This window comes from Salmonella sp. A29-2 (assembly GCF_020150755.1).
In the GTDB taxonomy this organism is placed as follows: domain Bacteria; phylum Pseudomonadota; class Gammaproteobacteria; order Enterobacterales; family Enterobacteriaceae; genus Salmonella; species Salmonella enterica.
Genome location: NZ_CP083731.1, coordinates 888,186 through 910,796, shown reverse-complemented (window position 1 = coordinate 910,796; position 22,611 = coordinate 888,186). Strand labels below are relative to the sequence as shown.

The 22,611-nt window shown below is 53.7% G+C and carries 17 protein-coding genes and 2 tRNA genes; 9 read left to right on the top strand and 10 right to left on the bottom strand.

All coding sequences use genetic code 11. The features are described 5' to 3' along the window. The first annotated feature begins 67 nt into the window (after positions 1 to 67). From fucK to fucR, 3 genes are read left to right on the top strand one after another with little or no spacing between them, the layout of a single operon-like run. On the top strand, positions 68 to 1,486 hold the full coding sequence (gene fucK, locus K8W53_RS04425) for an L-fuculokinase (protein WP_023224528.1): 1,419 nt from the start codon (positions 68 to 70) through the stop codon (positions 1,484 to 1,486). Between the two features lies 1 nt (position 1,487). After that, positions 1,488 to 1,910 (top strand): L-fucose mutarotase, encoded by a 423-nt coding sequence (fucU, locus tag K8W53_RS04420; RefSeq protein ID WP_000920848.1) that lies wholly within the window; start codon positions 1,488 to 1,490, stop codon positions 1,908 to 1,910. A 57-nt stretch (positions 1,911 to 1,967) separates the two neighbouring features. Further along, on the top strand, positions 1,968 to 2,678 hold the full coding sequence (fucR, locus tag K8W53_RS04415; protein ID WP_000642330.1) for an L-fucose operon activator: 711 nt from the start codon (positions 1,968 to 1,970) through the stop codon (positions 2,676 to 2,678). A gap of 58 nt (positions 2,679 to 2,736) precedes the next feature. Here the strand turns inward: fucR and rlmM are convergent, their stop codons facing one another. The 4 genes from rlmM to K8W53_RS04395 form a co-directional block, all read right to left on the bottom strand. Next, a complete protein-coding gene (gene rlmM, locus K8W53_RS04410) occupies positions 2,737 to 3,837 on the bottom strand; it encodes a 23S rRNA (cytidine(2498)-2'-O)-methyltransferase RlmM (RefSeq protein WP_001045494.1) in 1,101 nt (366 codons plus the stop codon). Next, positions 3,830 to 4,225, bottom strand: a complete 396-nt coding sequence (locus tag K8W53_RS04405) for a DUF423 domain-containing protein (RefSeq protein ID WP_000203913.1) — start codon at positions 4,223 to 4,225, stop codon at positions 3,830 to 3,832. The genes rlmM and K8W53_RS04405 overlap by 8 nt, the downstream gene beginning before the upstream one ends. Positions 4,226 to 4,243: 18 nt before the next feature. After that, on the bottom strand, positions 4,244 to 5,161 hold the full coding sequence (gcvA, locus tag K8W53_RS04400) for a glycine cleavage system transcriptional regulator GcvA (protein ID WP_052939271.1): 918 nt from the start codon (positions 5,159 to 5,161) through the stop codon (positions 4,244 to 4,246). Positions 5,162 to 5,507: 346 nt separating this feature from the next. Next, positions 5,508 to 5,735 carry a YgdI/YgdR family lipoprotein gene (locus K8W53_RS04395; RefSeq protein WP_000750393.1) on the bottom strand — a complete coding sequence of 76 codons (228 nt, stop codon included), beginning with the start codon at positions 5,733 to 5,735 and terminating at the stop codon, positions 5,508 to 5,510. A gap of 192 nt (positions 5,736 to 5,927) precedes the next feature. Between K8W53_RS04395 and csdA the strand changes: the two genes are divergently transcribed. The 3 genes from csdA (at position 5,928) to rarD (ending at position 8,763) form a co-directional block, all read left to right on the top strand. Then, positions 5,928 to 7,133: a cysteine desulfurase CsdA gene (gene csdA / locus K8W53_RS04390; RefSeq protein WP_000991053.1), complete on the top strand. Its 1,206-nt coding sequence runs from the start codon at positions 5,928 to 5,930 to the stop codon at positions 7,131 to 7,133. After that, positions 7,133 to 7,576 carry a cysteine desulfurase sulfur acceptor subunit CsdE gene (csdE, locus tag K8W53_RS04385; protein WP_000184199.1) on the top strand — a complete coding sequence of 148 codons (444 nt, stop codon included), beginning with the start codon at positions 7,133 to 7,135 and terminating at the stop codon, positions 7,574 to 7,576. Before csdA ends, csdE begins: the two co-directional genes overlap by 1 nt. Before the next feature lie 299 nt (positions 7,577 to 7,875). After that, positions 7,876 to 8,763: an EamA family transporter RarD gene (gene rarD / locus K8W53_RS04380; RefSeq protein ID WP_077248417.1), complete on the top strand. Its 888-nt coding sequence runs from the start codon at positions 7,876 to 7,878 to the stop codon at positions 8,761 to 8,763. Positions 8,764 to 8,814: 51 nt separating this feature from the next. Here the strand turns inward: rarD and tcdA are convergent, their stop codons facing one another. Both tcdA and mltA read right to left on the bottom strand, forming a co-directional pair. Beyond that, positions 8,815 to 9,621 (bottom strand): tRNA cyclic N6-threonylcarbamoyladenosine(37) synthase TcdA, encoded by an 807-nt coding sequence (tcdA, locus tag K8W53_RS04375; RefSeq protein WP_000117742.1) that lies wholly within the window; start codon positions 9,619 to 9,621, stop codon positions 8,815 to 8,817. A gap of 109 nt (positions 9,622 to 9,730) precedes the next feature. Then, positions 9,731 to 10,828: a murein transglycosylase A gene (gene mltA, locus K8W53_RS04370; protein WP_000678626.1), complete on the bottom strand. Its 1,098-nt coding sequence runs from the start codon at positions 10,826 to 10,828 to the stop codon at positions 9,731 to 9,733. A 207-nt stretch (positions 10,829 to 11,035) separates the two neighbouring features. Here mltA and K8W53_RS04365 point away from each other — a divergent pair. Both K8W53_RS04365 and K8W53_RS04360 read left to right on the top strand, forming a co-directional pair. After that, positions 11,036 to 11,112, top strand: a tRNA-Met gene (locus tag K8W53_RS04365). A 29-nt stretch (positions 11,113 to 11,141) separates the two neighbouring features. Then, positions 11,142 to 11,218: transfer RNA gene (locus K8W53_RS04360), tRNA-Met, on the top strand. Positions 11,219 to 11,327: 109 nt separating this feature from the next. Here the strand turns inward: K8W53_RS04360 and amiC are convergent. Further along, a complete protein-coding gene (gene amiC / locus K8W53_RS04355; RefSeq protein ID WP_000011919.1) occupies positions 11,328 to 12,581 on the bottom strand; it encodes an N-acetylmuramoyl-L-alanine amidase AmiC in 1,254 nt (417 codons plus the stop codon). A 232-nt stretch (positions 12,582 to 12,813) separates the two neighbouring features. Between amiC and argA the strand changes: the two genes are divergently transcribed. After that, positions 12,814 to 14,145, top strand: coding sequence for an amino-acid N-acetyltransferase (argA, locus tag K8W53_RS04350; protein ID WP_052939272.1), 1,332 nt, complete (start codon positions 12,814 to 12,816; stop codon positions 14,143 to 14,145). A 102-nt stretch (positions 14,146 to 14,247) separates the two neighbouring features. On the opposite strand, the gene recD is transcribed toward argA, so the two are convergent. From recD to ptrA, 3 genes are read right to left on the bottom strand one after another with little or no spacing between them, the layout of a single operon-like run. Continuing rightward, positions 14,248 to 16,083, bottom strand: a complete 1,836-nt coding sequence (gene recD / locus K8W53_RS04345; protein WP_023224526.1) for an exodeoxyribonuclease V subunit alpha — start codon at positions 16,081 to 16,083, stop codon at positions 14,248 to 14,250. Beyond that, positions 16,080 to 19,625 carry an exodeoxyribonuclease V subunit beta gene (recB, locus tag K8W53_RS04340; RefSeq protein WP_023224525.1) on the bottom strand — a complete coding sequence of 1,182 codons (3,546 nt, stop codon included), beginning with the start codon at positions 19,623 to 19,625 and terminating at the stop codon, positions 16,080 to 16,082. Before recB ends, recD begins: the two co-directional genes overlap by 4 nt. Continuing rightward, positions 19,618 to 22,506, bottom strand: coding sequence for a pitrilysin (gene ptrA / locus K8W53_RS04335; protein ID WP_052939273.1), 2,889 nt, complete (start codon positions 22,504 to 22,506; stop codon positions 19,618 to 19,620). Before ptrA ends, recB begins: the two co-directional genes overlap by 8 nt. Positions 22,507 to 22,611: the final 105 nt, after the last annotated feature.

Genomic DNA, 22,611 nt, shown 5'->3' with positions numbered 1-22,611 from the left:
CCTACGGGCGCGTGAACCGTAGGCCGGATAAGCGTAGCGCCATCGGGCGGCGTTTATGGAGTTATCTATGAAACAAGACGTTATCCTGGTTCTCGACTGCGGTGCGACTAACGTTCGGGCGATCGCCGTTGATCGCCAGGGGAAAATTGTCGCCCGCGCCTCAACCGCTAACGCCAGCGACATTGCCGCAGAAAATAGCGCCTGGCATCAGTGGTCGCTGGACGCCATCCTGCAACGTTTCGCCGACTGCTGCAGGTCACTCTCCAGCGCCCTGTCGGAGTGTGTTGTTCGCGGTATTACGGTGACTACTTTCGGCGTCGATGGCGCGCTGGTCGATGCGCAGGGTAAGCTGCTCTACCCGGTCATCAGTTGGAAATGCCCGCGAACCGCTGCCGTGATGGAAACGATTGAGCGCTTTATCTCGCCCCGGCAATTGCAGACGCTCTCCGGCGTCGGCGCGTTCAGCTTTAACACGCTGTATAAACTGGTCTGGCTTAAAGAGAATCATCCGCGCCTGCTGGAACAAGCTCACTGCTGGCTGTTTATCTCGTCGCTGATTAACCACCGTCTGACCGGCGAGTTTACGACCGATATCACTATGGCAGGCACCAGCCAGCTACTGGATATCCATCAGCGCGACTTTAGTCCGGAAATCCTGCAGGCGACGGGCCTGGCGCGCCGCCTGTTCCCGCGTATCGTGGAAGCGGGCGCCCCGATAGGCACGCTACAGACAGACGCGGCCAAGCTACTCGGTCTCCCGGCGGGTGTGCCGGTGATCTCTGCCGGACACGATACTCAGTTCGCGTTATTCGGCGCTGGCGCGCAGCAAGGTGAACCGGTGCTCTCCTCCGGAACCTGGGAGATTCTGATGGTGCGCAGCGGTCAGGTGGATACCTCGCTGCTCAGTCAGTATCCGGGCTCGACCTGTGAACTGGACAGTCAGTCGGGGCTTTATAACCCCGGAATGCAGTGGCTGGCCTCCGGTGTACTCGAATGGGTACGAAAACTGCTGTGGACGCCGGAAACGCCATGGCAAACGCTGATCGACGAAGCGCGCGCTATTCCCGCTGGCGCGGAAGGCGTACGGATGCAGTGCGATCTGCTCGCCTGCCAAAATGCAGGCTGGCAGGGCGTGACGCTCAATACCACCCGCGGCCATTTCTATCGCGCCGCGCTGGAAGGCCTGACGGCGCAACTGCAGCGTAATCTGCGCACGCTGGAGAAAATCGGCCATTTTAACGCCACAGAACTGTTACTGGTTGGCGGCGGCAGTCGCAACGCTTTGTGGAATCAAATTAAAGCGAATCAGCTTGCTCTCCCTATCAAAGTGCTGGACGATGCGGAAACCACCGTGGCCGGCGCTGCCATGTTTGGCTGGTACGGCGTAGGCGAATTTAGTAGCCCGGAACAGGCGCGTGCGCAGGTCAATTATCAGTATCGCTATTTCTGGCCGCAAACCGAACCTGAAATTATTGAGGGAGTATGAAATGCTAAAAACCATTTCACCGTTAATTTCCCCGACACTGCTCAAAGTGCTGGCCGAGATGGGCCACGGGGACGAAATCATTTTTTCCGACGCTCACTTTCCCGCGCATAGCCTGGGCCCACAGGTGATTCGCGCCGATGGTCTTAGCGTCAGCGATCTACTGCGGGCAATTATTCCGCTCTTTGAGCTGGATAGCTACGCCCCGCCGCTGGTAATGATGGCCGCCGTGGAAGGCGACACGCTCGACCCCAGCGTTGAAGCGCGCTATCGCGATGCTTTGTCATTAGAAGCGCCGTGCCCGGATATCGTTCGTATCGACCGTTATGCGTTTTATGAGCGGGCGCAAAAAGCGTTTGCGATCGTTATCACAGGTGAGTGCGCGAAGTACGGAAATATTCTTTTAAAAAAAGGGGTAACGCCGTAATCTCTTGCCGGTGCGCCCGCATGACGCGGGCGTTCATCGAATGATGGGGTGAGAAAAATGAAAGCGGCACGCCAACAAGCGATAGTCGATCTGCTGATCAATCATAAAAGTCTGACCACCGAAGCGCTGGCCACCCGGCTTAACGTCAGTAAAGAGACCATCCGCCGCGATCTCAGTGAACTACAGACGCAGGGAAAAGTGCTGCGTAATCACGGACGAGCTAAATATATTCATCGTGAAAATCAGGACAGCGGCGATCCATTCCATATCCGCCTGAAAAGCCATTATGCGCACAAAGCCGATATTGCCCGTGAAGCGTTAGCGTGGATAGAAGAAGGAATGACGATTGCGCTGGATGCCAGTTCAACCTGCTGGTATCTGGCCCGCCAGTTGCCGGATATTCCCATTCAGGTTTTTACCAATAGCCATCCTATCTGTCAGGAGCTGGGAAAACGCGAACGCATTGCGCTGATAAGTTCCGGCGGCCAGCTTGAACGTAAATATGGCTGTTATGTTAATCCGTCGCTTATCTCACAGCTAAAATCGCTTGATATCGATCTGTTCATCTTTTCCTGTGAGGGGATCGACGGCGGCGGCGATCTGTGGGACTCCAATGCGATCAACGCCGATTTTAAATCTATCCTGCTCAGGCGCGCCTCGCAGTCTTTATTATTGATTGATAAAAGTAAATTTAATCGTTCAGGAGAGGCGCGCATCGGCCATCTGGATGATGTGACGCATATTGTTTCAGATGCGCCGCAGTCATAGGCCGGATAAGCGTGCGCCATCCGGCGCTGATGACGCGCCGGATGACGGCAGCGCGTTTTTATCGCTCGTCGCGACGTCCGCCAACAGCCGCCCACAACCGACGCACGTGCACCGTCACTTCTTCGCGATCGTGATAAAGCTGACGCGCCTGGATCTGCGCATTAACGCCATGCTCATCCAACTGCGCCTGAAGATACGCCAGATTATGCGATACCTCTTCATAGCGTTTTTTCATCGGCAGTTTAAGGTTAAAAATCGTCTCCCGACACCAGCCGTTCACCAGCCACTGCGCCATTAACGCGGTGACTTTGGCTGGCTTCTCCACCATATCGCAGACCATCCATGAAATATTATTCCGGTTCGGACGGTACCTGAAGCCATCCTCACGCAACCAGGTCACCTGTCCGGTGTCCATCAGGCTTTGCGCCATAGGGCCGTTATCTACGGAGTAGACCCACATATTGCGCTTCACTAACTGGTACGTCCATCCGCCGGGACAGGCGCCCAAATCCACCGCATACATGCCGTTCGCCAGACGTTCATCCCACTCATCTTCCGGGATGAAAACGTGGAGCGCCTCTTCCAGTTTCAGCGTTGAGCGGCTCGGCGCATCAGACGGAAACTTCAAACGCGGGATGCCCATATAAAACGGTGAATTGTTATGCGCGAACGAATAACCGGTATAGCAACATCCTGGCGCGATAAAAAAGACATGAACGACCGGACGCTTCGGCGTTTCATAATTCGTCAATACGCCCGCATCACGCAAAGCCGCGCGCAGCGGCACCGTAAATTTGCGGCAGAACTTCATCAGTTCTTTACTTTCATTGGTGTCGGCGACTTCAACCCGCAGCTCGCCGCCCTTTTCCACTACGCCCTGCAACATGCCGACAATCGGCGTAATTCTGTCTTCCGGCGGTAAATGTTGCAGCAGTTCCCCCACCACAAACCACTGGCGGGCGAAAATCAGCGAACTGAACGGCAGTTCTGAAATCAGCTTTTCGCCATCTTCCGGCTGGTAGCATTCATAAATGACATAGCCTGCGTTCTCTTTTACGCGTGCAAAACCAAATATTTCCCGTTTTCCCGCTTTATCGGTAATTTCTGCAGCGCACTCTTTTTCAAACCCCGGACGGCAGAGCAAGACAACTTTATTCATGGCTCGCGCCCTTACGTTTCATACGAATGGCGCCAATCAGCAATAGCGCCCAGCCCACCAGGAAACTGACGCCGCCGACAGGCGTGATATACGCCCACAGGCGCAGATGCGAAAGCGCAAGGCAGTACAGACTGCCGCTAAACAGCACCGTGCCCAGCGCCAGAAAAACGCTGCTCCAGTAAAACCAGATGCTGATACGGCGCTGCATCGCCACCGCCAGGCCAAAGATCGCCAGCGTGTGGAACGCCTGATATTGCAGGCCGGTCTGAATCCAGCCCATTTCAACCACGCCCAGGGTTTTACTCAAAACATGCGCCCCGAACGCGCCCAGAGCAACGTAAATAAAACCGCTGATAGCGGCGACAATCAGCATAAAACGGCTGGTCATGGTCATACCCTAAGTTAATTATTGTTCGTAACGAAAACGGAATTTTTCTTGCTCCGTCGCCGCCTTCGCCAAAATCCACTGACGGAAGGCGGCTATTTTACCCAGTTCTGCCTGGCTGTCATGACAAACCAGATAAAAAGCATTCTTACTCACCAGAACATCGTTAAATGGACACACCAGTCGCCCGGCTTCAATTTCCGACTGCGCCATAACATTATTCGCCAGCGCGATCCCCTGTCCGTGAATAGCGGCCTGTAGCACCATCGCGCTGTGGCTAAATATCGGCCCTTGCTGAACGTTAATATGGTTGAGCCCTAACTGACGAATATAGGCCTGCCAGTCACGCCGGGAGGCATCGTGCAATAACGTGTGTTTCGCCAGATCTTCCGGCGTTTTTAACGGTTTTTCGCCTGTGAGCAATAAAGGAGAACAGACGGGCAGTAAATATTCTGCGTATAATTTTTCGACGCGCAAGCCCGGCCAGTTTCCCCGGCCATAAAAAATCGCGACATCGACATCGTCTGCCAGTTTATCTTCCTGACGGTCAACGGCTTGTATCCGAACGTCAATTCCCGGATAAGCTGAGTTAAAGCTGGAGAGCCTGGGCACCAGCCACTGGATGGCAAAACTGGGCGGTAAACTCACCGTCAGCGCCCCTTTGGCACTGCGTGCCTGGAGCTTACGCGTTGCTTCCGTGAGCTGGGAAAATATCTCTTTAATGTCGAGAAAATAGCTTTGGCCTTCTTCCGTCAGCAGCAGCGAACGATTGCGGCGGCGGAACAGTTTTAGCCCCAAAAAATCCTCAAGTGACTTAATTTGGTGGCTTACTGCGGCCTGCGTCACAAAAAGTTCTTCCGCTGCTCGCGTAAAGCTCAAATGGCGCGCGGCAGCATCAAAAACGCGTAACGCATTTAAAGGAGGTAATCGTTTTGACATGGCCTCTGGACTTAATGTCGAATGAATTTAACAAATAGGCAACAACATGTAACCTATTAGTTTTTTTAATCTGAGACATTATAAATTGTCCGTTGAGGTTCTACCAGCAAATACCTATAGTGGCGGCACTTCCTGAGCCGGAACGAAAAGTTTTATCGGAATGCGTGTTCTGATGGGCTTTTGGCTTACGGTTGTGATGTTGTGTTGTTGTGTTTGCAATTGGTCTGCGATTCAGACCACGGTAGCGAGACTACCCTTTTTCACTTCCTGTACATTTACCCTGTCTGTCCATAGTGATTAATGTAGCACCGCCATATTGCGGTGCTTTTTTTTGTATAACAAACGGTTAGTTTTCCAGAGCCACCATCTCTTTCACGTCAGTACGATTGATCTGCTGTTTGTTGCCATTAGCGTCTTTATACGAAATCATACCGGTATCGTTATCGGTCTGGGGTTTACCGTCGGTCACAATGCTACGTCCATCATTGGTGTGCATAACGTAATTAGGACCGGAACAGGCGCTCAGGGCAAAAGTCAGCATACATGCAGAGATAATTGCGGCAGTCTTTTTCATCTTCTTCTCCTTAAAGCTGTTTGTGCTATTTAAAGCGGACTCCGTAACAGGCTTAAACATTCGCCTAACATTATTCAGCATAACCTCCTTTACATAATTCGCCAGGATATACAGACGATTCCGATGGTTAGGACAAACCTTGTATCAGCCGCGCTTTTACGCCACGATCGGTAAACTGAACCGAGGAATATCATGAACGCTTTTAATCCCACGCAGTTTCGCGCGCAGTTTCCCGCGCTAGCCGATGCGGGTGTTTATCTCGATAGCGCCGCCACGGCATTAAAGCCACAGGCAGTCATTGACGCCACGCACCAGTTTTATTGTTTGAGCGCCGGTAACGTTCATCGTAGCCAGTTTGCGCAGGCGCAGCGCCTGACGGCGCAATATGAAGCGGCCAGAGCAAAAGCGGCGCGACTGTTAAACGCGCCCGATGAAAAAAGTATCGTCTGGACACGCGGCACCACCGAAGCGATCAACATGGTGGCGCAGTGTTACGCCCGTCCTCGTCTGCGCCCCGGCGATGAAATTATCGTTAGCGTCGCCGAGCATCACGCCAACCTTGTGCCCTGGCTGATGGTGGCGCAACAAACCGGCGCGCAGGTCATAAAACTGCCGCTTAATGACCGGCGTCTTCCTGATGTTGAGCGTCTGCCGGAACTGATCACGTCGCGCAGCCGCATTCTGGCGCTGGGGCAAATGTCGAACGTAACGGGCGGCTGCCCGGATCTCGCAAGCGCTATCAGCGCCGCTCACGCAGCGGGAATGGTCGTGATGGTAGATGGCGCGCAAGGCGCGGTACACTTCCCGGCGGATGTTCAGCAGCTTGATATCGATTTTTATGCTTTTTCCGCTCACAAACTGTATGGCCCGACCGGTATCGGCGTGCTGTACGGTAAGCCGGAGCTTCTTGAGGCGATGTCGCCCTGGCTCGGCGGCGGCAAGATGATCCGTGACGTTAGCTTTGAAGGCTTCACCACTCAAAGCGCTCCCTGGAAGCTGGAAGCGGGGACGCCGAACGTCGCCGGGGTCATCGGCCTGAGCGCTGCGCTGGAATGGCTGTCCGATATCGATATTGAACAGGCCGAAAACTGGAGCCGGGGGCTGGCGACGCTGGCGGAAGACGCACTGGCGAAACGTCCGGGCTTTCGTTCGTTCCGCTGCCAGGACTCCAGCCTGCTGGCCTTTGATTTTGTCGGCGTGCACCACGGCGATATGGTGACACTGCTGGCGGAATACGGTATTGCGCTCCGGGCCGGGCAACATTGCGCCCAGCCATTGCTGGCGGAACTTGGCGTCACAGGGACTCTGCGCGCCTCTTTTGCGCCGTATAATACCCAACATGATGTGGATGCGTTGGTTAACGCCGTTGACCGCGCGCTGGAACTGCTGGTGGATTAATGACAAACCCTCTTTATACCGGACACCCGTTCGGCACAACGGTAACGGAAGAGACGTTACGCGCTATCTTTCTCCCGCTGACCCAGTGGGAGGATAAATATCGTCAGTTGATTCTGTTAGGAAAACAGCTCCCCGCGCTGCCGGATGAATGCAAAGCGCAGGCGAAGGAGATAGCCGGCTGCGAGAACCGCGTCTGGCTGGGCTTTACCCGATCAGATAACGGAACGATGCACTTTTTCGGCGACAGTGAGGGGCGGATTGTCCGCGGCCTGCTGGCGGTATTGCTCACCGCGGTGGAAGGAAAAAACGCCGCCGAACTACAGGCTCGTTCACCGCTGGCGCTGTTTGATGAGCTGGGTTTACGCGCCCAGCTTAGCGCCTCACGTAGTCAGGGGCTGAACGCGCTGAGCGAAGCGATTGTTGCCGCAACGCATAAGCGTTGAAATAGCGTAAATATTCTGTCGCCTGACAGCGCCGTCCGCGGCGGTCAGGCGATGCAGATAAAATAATCCAGTCACTTTATTAGTTTCGGCGTCAGATTTCCCTGATAAGCATTCTTTTGATTTTTATCAGCTATCACAATGAAATTACAATGTTAGAATCCATGTTAAAACGGCGTGAAGATTTTAGAGTAAATAAAGCCACTCGATGTAGCGTAGCAGGAGAACTGGAAAATTCATACGCATCGGGTGAAGTTATAACAGGATATGGATAAGTGGAAAAATATCTGCGTAACGGTACTATGTTTGTGGTGCTGGCATTTATATTATGGGGGTTAACACCTTTATATTATCAATATTTATCAGGGGGGAACCTCGCACAAATATTGATATACCGGGTGTTCTGGTCAATTCCATTATTACTGGCAGTAAGATTGTTATTTCGGCAGCGAACGCGATTTCATGATGCCTGGAAAGATAAAAAATCTTTTTTCTTCTGCATGATCGCCGGACTTTTGATGATTGTCTCATGGTCATCTTTTATTTATGCGCTAACCCATCATCTGGTGCTTGATGCCAGCCTCGGCTATTTTATCAACCCGCTATTTGTTATTGCGCTGGGATGCATTTTTCTTAAAGAAAAACTGTCGTTGTTTCAGGCCATCGCCGTTTTTTCTGGTGTCTGTGGCCTGACTTTTCAAATTATCATGCTACGGCATTTCCCGGCGCTGGCGCTAACCATGGGATTATCATTTGCGCTATATGGCCTGGCGCGAAAGTTTATACATTATGATGTGATGACATCGATAACGATTGAAACATTATGGGCATTGCCTGTCTCACTATTAATTTTTCTCTTTAGCGATAGCGGACCAATTATATCCGCTAATACTCCTTTCTTTTTGTATGTTATGACGGCGCCAGTGACGATCATTCCACTGGTATTATTTGCCATCGCGTTAAATCACACCTCGTTGATTGTCACCGGACTGGCGCAATATATAGAGCCGTCTTTACAGTTCTTACTTGCCATTATGATATTTGGCGAGCACATTAATTACGCGGAACTGCTCTGCTTTTGTGCGGTATGGTTCGGGTTGTTTCTATGCATATCTGAAAATTTATATTCCCATTATCTCCGCGCCCGTCTGAAACCGGTGTTCGGCAGGGTACAGCGCTTCTTTCGCTAACGAAGGGCGCAGGGCCGGATACGCGTCTGCGTGACACTCCGCCCCGTCCTTTTATTCTTGTCGCGCCGCTTTAGCCATGATCTTCTTCAGCGCATGGGAAACGGCGACAAAACCGAACGTTGCCGTCACCATCGTCGCCGCGCCGAAGCCAGAGGCGCAATCCATCCGTTTTGGCCCTTCTGCGGTAGCTTTCATCGCGCATACGGAACCGTCCGCCTGTGGGTAAACCAGCGCTTCAGTGGAAAAAACACAGTCCACGCCCAGCTTACCTTTACTGTTCTTCACTACGCCAAAATTATGTTTCAATCTCTCGCGCAGTTTTGCCGCCAGCGGATCCTGTATGGTTTTCGCCAAATCAGCGACCTGGATTTGCGTCGGATCGATCTGCCCGCCCGCGCCGCCAGTGGTCACTAAAGGAACCTTATATCGGCGACAGTACGCAATCAGAGCGGCTTTTGGACGAACGCTGTCAATGGCGTCAATGACATAGGTAAAACCCGCGTCCATATAACCCGCCACATTATCCGGCGTGATGAAATCATCGATAACCGTTACCCGGCACTCCGGGTTAATTTGCCGAATCCGTTCGGCCATCACTTCCGCTTTCGCCAACCCGACGTTATCACGCAACGCATGGATCTGACGGTTCGTATTGGTCACGCAGACATCGTCCATATCAATCAGCGTAATCGCACCGATGCCCGTACGCGCCAGCGCCTCTGCCGCCCATGATCCCACCCCGCCGATTCCCACGACGCAGATATGCGCCTCAGCAAACCGCTGCAGCGCTTTTTCACCGTACAGACGCGCGGTGCCGCCAAAGCGTTGGCGCCAGGCATCACTTATCACCACTGACATATGACCTCAGAATAAAAAAAGGCGAGGTTATTCCTCACCCCTGCTCACTATTTTCAGGCCCGATAGCGATCGCGTTATCGGGCAATCCGGTTGTCGCAGAATACCACAATTAGCCGCTAAACACGTTACCGGCGCCCGGCGCGCTTTTTAACACCCAGACGCGACCATAGTGATTATACCATCCGGCACGATGCCCGGCATCCGGGCCGATCCCCTGGTAAATATCAAAGTGCTGGCCTTTAATCGCTCCGCCGACATCCAGCGCGACCATCAAACGTAGCTCATACTGACCGCTAAATTTACCGTTGTTATCCAGCAACGGTACTTCCGCCAACAAGGTCGTGCCAGGCGGAATGATGCTGCGGTCGGAGGCGACGGATGCTCGCCCAATCAGCGGTACAGCGCTGGCACCTTTGACCGGCGCAAAAGATTGCGGCTTAAAGAAGACGAACGACGGGTTCTGCTCCAGTAATTCACGCACTTCCGCTTCGCTGTGCTTCTCTCCCCATTCGCGTATAGCCTGCATCGACATATCTTCTTTTTTCACTTCACCGCGATCGATAAGCACTTTACCAATACTGCGATAAGGCCAGCCGTTTTTACCGGCATAACTAAAGAAGTTCAGCGGACTACCATCACCGAAATCAATATAACCGCTGCCCTGGACATCCATAATAAAGTTATCCATCAGCGAATTACTCCAGGCCAGGATGTACTTATCGCTCAGCGCGCCTGCGTAGATCTGAGCGCGGGACGGTAAGCGTCCGCGTTTTGGCGGCATACTATAGATAGGATACTGGAACGCGCCCTGGCGCGTATGGCGAGCCTGAACGACGGGCGTATAGTAGCCCGTGAACTGGACGTTACCGTAGTTGTCGGTGCCTTCCATCTGCCAGGCATCAATACCAAACTGGCGCATAGTGCGCGTATCGCCTCCGGAACGTAACCAGTTCTGGACAGCGTTATAGACGTTGCTTTGATTGGTGTATAAACGCGGCGACGCGGAACGGATCTGGTTGACCTGCTCGGCAAAGTCACCAGCATTAATCGGCGCGCCCACCGCGTCCGGCTGGTTTACCAGGGAGAAGGGCTGGGTAAATTTCCCGTCCTTATATTGCTGACCGCGATCGGTCGGTTTTGATGAACAGGCAGCCAGCATTGCCAGCATTACGCCTGTCGCCACATATTTTGCCCAACGTCCTTTCATGGTGTCTCGTCTTCTGCGTAATCGAAAGTGCCCGGTGAAGATAACAAACCGTCCGGAGTAATGAAATGCGATCGCGATCTCATTATGTAAATTCGTTTAAAAATCGCGCTATCTGCGGTGTATTTGCGCAATTCATGAGAAATTAGCGATTTATATGAAAAAAGGGTTGCAACAAAAGCTCAGCGGAGTATAGTGCGCATCCACGGACGCGGGGTGGAGCAGCCTGGTAGCTCGTCGGGCTCATAACCCGAAGGTCGTCGGTTCAAATCCGGCCCCCGCAACCAATTACAATGAGAATGCAAGTTTAGACGGACGCGGGGTGGAGCAGCCTGGTAGCTCGTCGGGCTCATAACCCGAAGGTCGTCGGTTCAAATCCGGCCCCCGCAACCAACTTAATGAACACCCTTACGGGTGTTTTTTTGTATCTGTCGTCTGGTCCGCAACGACAGTGCGGGCAGCATCCTACTTACCCGCGCAATAAACTCGCCGTCATCTCAGGTTAACTTCTTCTCGCCAGCGTCGCCCCATCGGCAAAATAGGCTTTAATGCCCGCCAGAATCGACTCTGCGACCTGTTGCTGGAACGTCGCGGTCTTGAGCTTGCGTTCTTCTTCAATGTTACTGATAAACGCCGTCTCGACCAGAATAGACGGAATATCGGGCGCCTTTAACACCGCAAACCCCGCCTGCTCGACCTTGTTTTTATGCAGGTCATTAATTTTACCAAGCTGCTTCAACACCGCTTTACCGAATTTCAAACTATCGGCAATGGTCAGCGATTGCACCATATCGAACATCGTATGGTCGACATAACGGTCACCGCTTTTGCTCACGCCGCCAATTAAGTCCGAGGCGTTCTGCGTTTGCGCCAGATATTTCGCCGCGGTACTGGTGGCGCCTTTGGTCGATAGTGCGAATACGGATGAACCGCTAGGCTGCCGGCTGGTGAAGGCATCCGCATGAATAGAGACAAACAGGTCGGCGCGCTGTTTCTGCGCTTTCGCCACCCGGACTTTTAACGGAATGAAGATGTCTTCATTGCGCGTCATATAGACCTTCATGTTGCCTTCTTTTTCGATCAACGCGCGCAGGCGGCGGGCTATCTGGAGCACCACGTCTTTTTCACGCGTTTTGTATTTGCCTATCGCGCCGGGGTCTTCGCCGCCGTGTCCCGGATCAAGCATAATAACAATGGGGCGGTCGCGCCCCGCTTTACCGGGCTGCGGCCCGCTTTGCGAAGGCGGCACCTGCTTATCCAGATCGCCTTTATTGTAGTCTTCCAGCAGCGCCAGCAGCGGATCCTGCATATCCTGCGCATTGGCAGGATAAAGATCCATCACCAGACGTTCTTTAAAGCCTGCCACAGGCGCCAGCGCAAATAGCTGCGGCTTCACGTTTTGTTTTAGCTCAAAGACCATACGCACAGTCTTAGGATCAAACTGCCCTACCCTTGCGGATTTGATATACGGATCGTCGCTGCGAATCTGCGCACCAATGCCTTTAAGCACCGAGTTCAGATTCACATCCTCAATATCTACCACCACGCGGTCCGGGTTACTTAAGGCAAATTGTTTATATTTCAGCAGACGATTCGACTCTACCGTGACGCGGGTATAGCTGGACGCAGGCCAGATACGCACCGCAACGACCTGGCTTACGGCAGCCAGCCCGACCTGGCTCACGCTTAATAGCCACATGGCGCCCGCGCCTTGTAGTAAACGGCGACGGCTGATTGCTGAATTGGCTCCCGACATGCTTCTCCCGAGCAAAAACTAAATAGAGATCATACAAAGTTCATCCAAATTGACCGGAAACTTTAGCGAATGACGCATAATCTGTCATCTATAAAAGGGTAAACATTCTTTTTATATTCACGGCATTACTAAGAAAAGCGATCGGACCGCATAAAATTTACGCTTGCACAGAGGGTAAAAACAGAATAAAAATACATAAATTCCGAATAATAATTCACTAGTGGGGCGCGCAATGATAAAGGAACGTAAAACCGAACTGGTAGAAGGGTTTCGCCATTCAGTTCCCTATATCAACACCCATCGCGGAAAAACCTTTGTCATTATGCTCGGCGGCGAAGCCATTGAGCATGACAATTTTTCCAGCATCGTTAGCGATATCGGGCTACTGCATAGCCTCGGTATTCGCCTTGTCGTGGTGTATGGCGCGCGACCGCAAATCGACGCCAATCTGGCCGCGCATCATCATGAACCGATTTACCACAAAAACACGCGGGTGACGGACGCCAAAGCACTGGAGCTGGTGAAACAGGCCGCCGGTTTACTCCAGCTTGATATTACCGCCCGTCTGTCGATGAGTCTGAACAATACGCCGTTGCAGGGCGCGCACATTAATGTCGTCAGCGGCAATTTCACCATTGCGCAGCCGCTGGGCGTTGATGATGGCGTGGACTACTGTCATAGCGGCCGTATCCGGCGCATTGATGAAGATGCGATCAACCGCCAGTTGGATAACGGCGCGATCGTTCTGATGGGGCCGGTCGCCGTCTCAGTGACCGGCGAAAGTTTTAATCTGACCTCAGAAGAGATTGCCACTCAACTCGCCGTTAAATTGAAAGCGGAAAAAATGATCGGGTTCTGTTCTTCTCAGGGCGTTACCAATAGCGAGGGCGGCATCATTTCTGAACTCTTCCCGAATGAAGCGCAGGCGCGGGTGGAAGAGTTGGAAGCGCTGGGCGATTACAACTCCGGAACCGTACGTTTTTTGCGCGGCGCGGTAAAAGCCTGTCGTAGCGGCGTTCGTCGTTGCCATCTGATCAGCTATCAGGAAGATGGCTCGCTATTACAGGAATTGTTCTCGCGTGATGGTATCGGTACGCAGATCGTCATGGAGAGCGCCGAGCAGATCCGCCGCGCCACCATCAACGATATTGGCGGTATTCTGGAGCTTATCCGCCCACTGGAACAGCAGGGCATTCTGGTACGCCGTTCCCGTGAACAACTGGAGATGGAGATCGATAAATTTACCATTATTCAGCGCGATAATATGACTATCGCCTGCGCGGCGCTGTATCCTTTTTTGGAAGAGAAAATAGGCGAAATGGCCTGCGTTGCGGTGCATCCGGATTATCGCAGCTCATCGCGTGGAGAAGTGCTTCTGGAGCGGGTTGCCGCCCAGGCGCGGCAAATGGGGCTGCGTAAATTGTTTGTGCTGACGACGCGCAGTATTCACTGGTTCCAGGAGCGCGGTTTCACGCCTGTCGATATTGAGTTACTGCCTGAGAGCAAGAAAAAAATGTATAACTATCAGCGACGTTCAAAGGTGCTGATGGCGGATTTAGGATAACAAGGTGGGCCTGATGGCGCTGCGCTTATCAGGCCTACGCTCGAAAGCATCATTTGGAGGCCGGATAAGACGCTACGCGTCGCCATCCGGCGAGAACTCGTCTTATCCGGTACGACTGACTTCATCAAATAAGGTGGCTAGCCCGCTGCGCCGCTCCGTACGCGTCACAATCGCGCCTGCCAGGATCCGTTCATCGGCATACAGCGATAACCGCCGCCGCGCTCGCGTAACCGCGGTATACACCAGCTCCCGCGTCACGACCGGCGAACGCTGGCTGGGTAAAATCAGCGCGGCGTGATCAAATTCAGACCCCTGTGATTTATGTACCGTCATCGCCCAGGTTGTATCATGTTCCGGCAGACGGCTGGGCTGAACGGACTTGATCGTGCCGTCCGGCATCACAAACCAGACGCGTAACCCCTGCCCGCGATCGAGCGCAATACCAATATCGCCGTTAAATAGCCCCAACGCGCTATCGTTGCGCGCAATCATTACCGGACGCCCTTCGTACCAGCGAGAATGCGGGGGCCGCTGAATTTTTCGTTGCTGCACCATCGCCTGCTCAATGCGGTCATTCAGTCCCCTCACGCCAAATGGGCCTTCACGCAGCGCGCAAAGCAGTTGATACTCATTGAAAGCCTGCAGGATTGCCTCCGGCGCCGCTTTTTCATGCAGCAACCGCAGGTAGCGCCCATAGCCCGCCAGCGCTTCATCCAGCATCCCGGCATAATCGTCGCTGCTTTGCAATGTACGCTTCTCTATATCGTTAAACCCCTGCTGAAAAACCGCCTGGATTGCCGACCTGTCGCCGCAGTTAATCGCCGCCGCCAGCTTGCCGATGCCAGAATCGCTGCCGAAACGGTAGCTCTTTTGCAACAAACAGAGGCTATCGCGTAAAGACGCGGCTTGCGTTCCGGCCCCCGCCGGAATGGCGCTCCCTGTTAGTCGACTTAGCTGTCGGGCGCGTTCCGCCGTAAACCCTGCGTTGACATAGGCGCAAATATCGCCCAACACAGCGCCCGCCTCAACGGATGCCAACTGATCGCGATCGCCAAGAAAAATGACCCGCCCGTGCGGCGGCAGAGCGTCAATCAAACGTGACATCATCGGCAAATCAATCATTGATGCTTCATCGACCACCAGCACGTCCAGATGCAGCGGGTTGCCCGCATGATGGCGTAATCGCTGGCTGCCGGGCTGTGCGCCCAGCAGTCGGTGCAGCGTACTGGCGTCCTCCGGTATACGCTTTTTCTGCGCATCGGTAAGAGGAAGCTGACGCAACGCCGCGCCGAGCGACTCCGTCAGGCGTGCGGCCGCTTTCCCGGTCGGCGCCGCCAGCCGGATACGGCAACGTTCGCCATCCGCCATTTGAATTAATGCCGCCAGCAGCTTCGCGACGGTGGTGGTTTTACCGGTGCCGGGACCGCCTGAAATCACGGAGATACGGCGAGTTAGCGCTACGGCGGCGGCCACCTTTTGCCAGTTCACCTCGTCTGTCGGAGGGAATAGCGCGTCCAGAATACGGGATAACTGATCTTCATCTACGGCGATGGCCTGGTTAACCTCGTTAAAAAAGCGCGCAACCGTACGCTCGTTGCACCACATGCGATTCAGGTAGAGGCGATCGCCGCACAGAATTAACGGCGCGGGGCTATCGCCGCAGCTAACCGCCGCAGACGCCAGTAACCGCTTTTTCCAGTCGATTGGCGTAGGCGTTTCGCTTATCCAGGCGACCAGTAAGGGATGCGCCTCCTCCGTTAACGTTAAACGCGACAACGGCAGACACACGTGACCTTCACCTGCGTCATGACTAAGCAGCGCTGCCGCCAGCGTCACGGCGGGATCGTCGTTACCGGCGACGGTTAAAGCAAACTGGGCATCAATGGGCCGTAAGAGTTTTTGTTCAACGGCCTCCAGCAACCGCTCCTGGATTGTCATTGCGCCTCCTCACTCATTTCACCTGCAAACATATCATCCAGTTGGTTAATTAACGCCGCCGCAGGACGAGTGGTAAAAATACCCTGCTGCGGACGTTCGCTATCCACCCCGCGTAAAAAGAGATAGATGACGCCGCCGAAATGGCGTTCATAGTCGTAATTCGCCATTCGATGACGAAGGTAACGATGCAATGCCAGCGTATAAAGCTGGTACTGCAAATCATAGCGATGCGCCTGCATCGCCGCAGCCATCGCCGTCTGGGTATAAGCGGCGCTATCCTCGCCCAGCCAGTTAGATTTATAGTCGAGCAGGTAATAGCGCCCCTCATAACGGAACACCAGGTCGATAAAGCCCTTTAACATGCCGCGAACCTGCATGAAATCCAGCGCAGGGCAACCTGCTGAAAGCGGGTCGTACCGACGAATCAACGCATCCAGCTCTCCGGCGGTAAGCGGCTGGGCAATCGGCAGATAAAACTCCATTTCGACCTGTTTTTCACGCTCGGTCAGCACGCTCAGACTAACGCCCGTCTCGTTAAGGGGAACGTGCAACACGGTGTCCAGCCAGCGGGTAAGTACGGGCTCCCATCGCGTTTCAAAACCACTCAGCTCCAGTTTTTCCTGTACCCATTGGGGGTTTATCGGTTGAGTAAAATCAAGCTCTTCAAACAGGCTGTGCAAAAATGTTCCCGGCGATGCCCCGCGAGGAAAGTGATGCGGCGTCATTGCCGGCGCTTCCGCCGCTTCGCCAACGCCTGCGGCGTCAATGTCGAGACGAGGAATAAGATCTTGCGCCACGCTATGTCCCCGCTGCTGCAAACCGGAATAACTAGTGACGCGCCAGCTATCATAAAGCAGGCGTTGCAGCGTTCTGGCGCTGAGTTCCGCGTGCGATGCAGCGGCAATTTGCCAGCGGTCGTTATCCGTATTGCCTGGCGTTCGACACACGATATCCTCGTCGCATAGCGCCTCAATACAGGCGCGAAGGCCTGCGGCATCCATCGGTTCGCCTTTTTGCAGGAGTCGCCCAAGCGCGCTTTGGTGCACATCCGTCTCGCCTTTCTTATCGCTACGACGCCGCACCAGCGGCGCGACGCCGAGGCTGCAATGCCACACTGCACGGGTCAGCGCGACATAAAGTAGGCGCAGGTCTTCCGCCAGGCGTTCGGCTTCCGCCAGTGCTATGCTCTCTTCGGCGTGACTAAGGTCCAGCACCGCCTCGTAGGAGTGCCTGTCGTGATAAAAAGCCTGGTCCTGCACGCGGAAATGGGTGATAAAAGGTAACCAGACCAGCGGGTATTCCAGACCTTTCGATTTATGAATGGTGACGATTTGCACCAGATGCTTATCGCTTTCCAGACGTAGTTGCTGGCTGGAAGCATTGCTATCGGGTTCAAGGATATGTTGCGCCAGCCAACGCACCAGCGCATGTTCGCTTTCCAGCTGCGAACCGGCTTCCTGTAACAGTTCGCTAATATGCAGAATATCCGTCAGCCGACGTTCGCCTCCCGCCGTCGCCAGCAGGTTTTCAGCAATATTGCGCGCCGACATTAGCGCGCGCAGCATAGGCATCACGCCGCGTTTATGCCAAATCTGTCGGTAGCCATCAAACTCTTCAACAACCGCATCCCACGCATTTTCATCATTGTTAAGCGTTTCGATATCCAGCGCGGTAAGGCCCATCATTGATGTCGCCAGAGCGCTACGCAGCGTATTCTCACGTTCGGGCGCCATCACCGCCTGCAACACCCACAGCATCTCCTGCGCTTCGAGCGTTTCGAATACGCTGTCGCGGTTAGAAAGATAGACGGAGGGGATCGCCAGTAAGGTCAGCGCATCCCGTATCAGCGCGGCTTCCCGCCTGCTGCGCACCAGCACGCTAATATCCGAGGCGCGAACGGGCCGCGACGAATCGCCGTTCGTCAGCAGCGCGTCGCCCGTTTGCCCGGCACGCAGCCAGTCGCGAATTTGCGTGGCGCACACCTGCGCCATATAACTTTGATAATCGCCCGAACCGCAGCTTTCCCCCTCCATTAGCCACAGGGTCATCGCCGGTTGAGGCGCGTCATTCACTTTAAATTGCAGCGACTGGTTTCTGGGCGCAAACTTTACCGGACTGAAGGGAATATCGCGGAACATAAAGGCGTCATTCATCTGACTGAACAGCTTGTTAACGCTATTCACCATCCCCGGCGCGGAGCGCCAGTTAGTGTCAAGGGTATAGTGCGCGCTCACTTCGCTGCGAGCCTTCATGTAGGTAAAGATATCCGCGCCACGAAACGCATAAATCGCCTGTTTAGGATCGCCAATCAGCAATAGCGCCGTATCGGGTTGATGTCGCCAGATACGGCGAAAAATACGGTACTGTTGTGGGTCGGTATCCTGAAATTCATCGATCATCGCCACCGGAAAACGGGTACGAATCGCCGCAGCCAGCGCCTCGCCGCTTTCACTACGCAGCGCGGTATCTAAACGGCTGAGCATATCGTCAAACCCCAGCTCGCCGCGCCGGCGTTTTTCCTGAGCCACCGTTTCACGGATCTCTGATAACGCTCGAGTAAGAACCAGATCTTTAATCGATAGCGGTTCGCCCAACAGGTTATCGATGGCGACAAACAATGGGTGCTGGGGCGTCACGCCGCCAGCTTTGGTGCGCTCAGCTAAAAAACGCTGTGAAAATTTTCCCAACGCCTCGGGTAATTGATAGTTTTTCGTCTCTTCTTGCGCCCACGAGGTGATCTTTTCGATCCATTTCGCCTGATTGCCGCGGTTGAATTTTCTGCGATCGATGCCGGATGATTCGATCAGCGCGTCCAGCTCGCTAACCGCCTCACACCACTGCTGCTTCACCTGGTTGATGCGCGCCAGGATCTGTTCATGGCGCGATGCCAGCGTCTCCTCCTGCGATGGCGGCGCTTTAATGACCGGCGCTTCGCCCTGCAGATAACGATCGATATCCTTTAAGAGCGCCTTCGGTCCCTTCCACACGTCAAACACCACCTGCGCGATGTCGCGCGGCAGCGGATAGCAATGACGCCGCCAGAAATCGGCGCAGGCCTGATAACGCAACAAAGATTCGTCTTCAATAAGCTGTTGCTCAAACAACATACCGGATTCGAAAGCGTTCAGGCTGAGCATACGCTGGCAAAAACCGTGGATGGTAAAGACCGCGGCCTCGTCCATTTGTCGTTCCGCCAGTAATAACCACTGCGCGGCCTGCTTTTTGTCGCTAATTTCTTCCAGCAAGCGGGCATACAGCGGATTATCCGTGCTTTCCCGCAGACAGGCGATGCGCAACTCATGGATATTACTGCGGATTCGCCCACGCAGCTCTTCAGTGGCGGCCTCCGTAAAGGTTACCACCAGCAGTTCTTCAACGGTCAACGGGCGGGGAAATGCGGCACTGCCGCCCAGGCCGAGCAATAACCGCAGATACAGCGCCGCGATAGTAAACGTTTTGCCTGTGCCCGCTGATGCTTCAATCAGACGCTCGCCTGTCAGGGGCAAGCGCAGAGGATCAAGAGTCTCGGCGACATCATTCATTCTTTTCGCTCATTAGAGGTAACGTTTGCTGCAATGCGCTGACGTTATCCCACACTTTCCAGCCTGTCGGATGCACGTATTCTGCTTTTCCATTCTGGCTACCAGCAATCTGTGACAATATTGCCATACCTTGTGGTTCCACCACCGCCTGGTGGAAGAAGTCGGCAAGCTTTTGTGGCGTCAGCAATTTTATCTGAGCGATGATTTTATCACGCGAGTCAAAGCGCATATTACCCCGATCGAAATCCTTGCTTAAACGGGATGCTTCTTCGCCCAACGTTTGCGGCGCCTGGCGCATTTGCGTAATGATCGCCTGCTGAATTTGGGCGAACTCTTCCGGCTTCATCGCCCTCAGCTTCGCCTCGGCGTCAGGGAAAAATGCCTGATAGCGTTGCCACAGGTAAGAGGGCTGTTTATCGTTGCTCTGTAGCAGGAATCCCATTCCCCACTGACGGCCAACGCTCATCGGAAAGGCGAAAACGGCGTATCCCAGTTGCTCTTCGGTTCGTAGCTGATTGTAAAACCACGGTTGAACAATCTGACCTAGCATCGCGCTGTAGGCAGCGCTGACGTACTCGTCGTAGCCGACCGGGACAAAGACCGCGGCTAACGCGGAGTCGGTGCTACTGCCCGCTTTTTCAAATATTACGGACTGCTTTTTCTCAACCACTACGTCTTTGTTGCGACACCACGCCGATCCGTTCGCCGCGAGCTGTTTTTGGACATCTTGCGCCAGAGAGGTCGCCTGGGCTTCGCTCATATTTCCTATAACCAGAAATTCCGGACGAGCGCCCGTTTTTAACGCATTACGATAGGCCATCACCTCTTTTAACGTAATGGACGGCAGCAAAGCGCGACGTTCATCACGGGAAAAATAAGGCACCTGCGAAATCATCTGCACCGGCATAATCGCCTGTTCGTAGGCTTTTCCCTTCTCCGCAGAATCCATCATCTGCGTATACCAGGATTTCGCCTGCGCCAGCTGTTCCTCCGTGGCGTCGTAGCTAAAATATCCTTCCAGCAACGCCAGGAAAAGCTGCGGCAAACGCTGGGTATAACCGTTCGCAGTGACCATCAGACCATTGTTGACGTTAGTAGAAAAGCTAATGCCACCCACTGCCGCCTGGTTACTGAGCTGATCTAGCGCCATTCCCGCCAGATAATCATTAAGGGCGAACAGTACCTGATTGCGGGCGCTGTCCATCGCCTGCGGGTTACGCAATACCACGCTCACGTCAGCTTTTGGCTCGCTGGCGAAATAACGACTCGGCGCATAAACCACGCGCAAATCCGCTTTATCGACAATCAGTTCTGGCCGCACGTAGTTTTTGTCATTCTTAACAAGCGTAAAATCATCAGGAATATAGGGGTTTAACTCCGGCAGCGACAACGCAATGCCCTGTGCTTTTTGCTGCCAGTTTTTAAACGTCTGTTCGCTAATCTTATCGACCTGATAAGGCGCATCCACAAAATACGCAATCTTATTATGGGGTTCCTGGGGACTGATGTACCAGATGCGCGCATTCTGCGGCGTCATCATCGCCAGGCGATTTTTGATAGCGGCAGGATCGTAACGATCGGCGATATTCGCCGCATCCAGCGTATGCGCTACCGGGACGCGGATCATAGTGTCCGCCAGCCACTCGACATAGTCCATATCGCGGGTAATCGACGGATAGCGGAAGTCGAGATCCAGCACATGCGCCAGCTCGTCAAAGTAACGTTTATCTATCCCTTTTTCACGTAACGTATTGAGATAGCTAAAGATAGCTGCGACGACTTCATCACGATTGGCCAAACCTTTATCAGTCAGCGTTGCCGAAATGGCAAATACGCCGCTGTTACCATTAACAATCGGATCGGAATCCGCGCTAATACCTTCGACCAGTCCTTGTTTTTGCAGCCAGTCAGAGAGCGTCCCCGGGCTACGATTGCCAATCAGATAAGAGACCAGTTCATCGGTCTTGCTACGGAACTGCGCGCTATTGTTATCAATACGAAACTCCACGCGCAGCACTTTACGCGGTAGCGCCGGCACGTAATGAATAATGATGCCCTTCTGCGCCTCGGTGATGACAGGTACGGTAATTTCCGGTTTTTTAATCTGTTTATTCGGCACGCGACCATAGGTTGCGGCGGCAATACTCGCCAGTTCCGGCAAGGGTTTATTACTGTAAATCACCGCCTTCATCAGATTAGCTGAATAGTATTTTTCATGAAAAGCGATCAACGCCTGTTGCACCGGATTGCCCGGCTTATCGCTTAGCGTTTCCAGATTGCCGCCAGAAAAGTGCGAGCCTGGATGCGCTGGGTTAATGGTTTCGGCGCTTACCTGCGCCATACGCATACCGTCGCGGGTGCGCGCCATCGTCAGCTCGGCATTCACCGCGTTTCGTTCGCGTTCGGCGTATTTTTTATCGAGCAATGGCGCGGCAATGGCGTCGGCCAGGCGATCTACGGCGCCTGGAAGCGCGTCGTTTTCAACCTCCAGGTAGAAGGCTGTTCGATAAGGCGCGGTGCTGGCGTTGTGGCTACCGCCATGTCTTTTAAGGTATTCGGCAAGGCTATCCGCCTGCGGATATTTTTTTGACCCCATCAGGCACATATGCTCAAGATAATGAGCAAGCCCCTGATGAGCCTCAGGATCTTCAAGCGATCCAACGGGCACCACTAACGCTGAAAGCGACTTTACAGCCTGCGGATCGGATACCAGCAACACCACCATGTCATTATCAAGACGTATCGCCTGATACTGCCGGGTATCTTTATCGCTTTTACGGATAGTTTCTTGCAGCGGTTGCCAACCGATATCCGCCTGAACTGCAGGCCCCCAGAGGGCGACCAATAACAATAACACTTTGAACCAGGTGCTGCGGGGCATTCACGGACCTCATCATTAACTTTCATTCCCACTCATCTGTATGGTCACATAAACCATCGACCTGAGCAGAACGGGATATTATTGTGCTGAACCAGGCAGCATCTT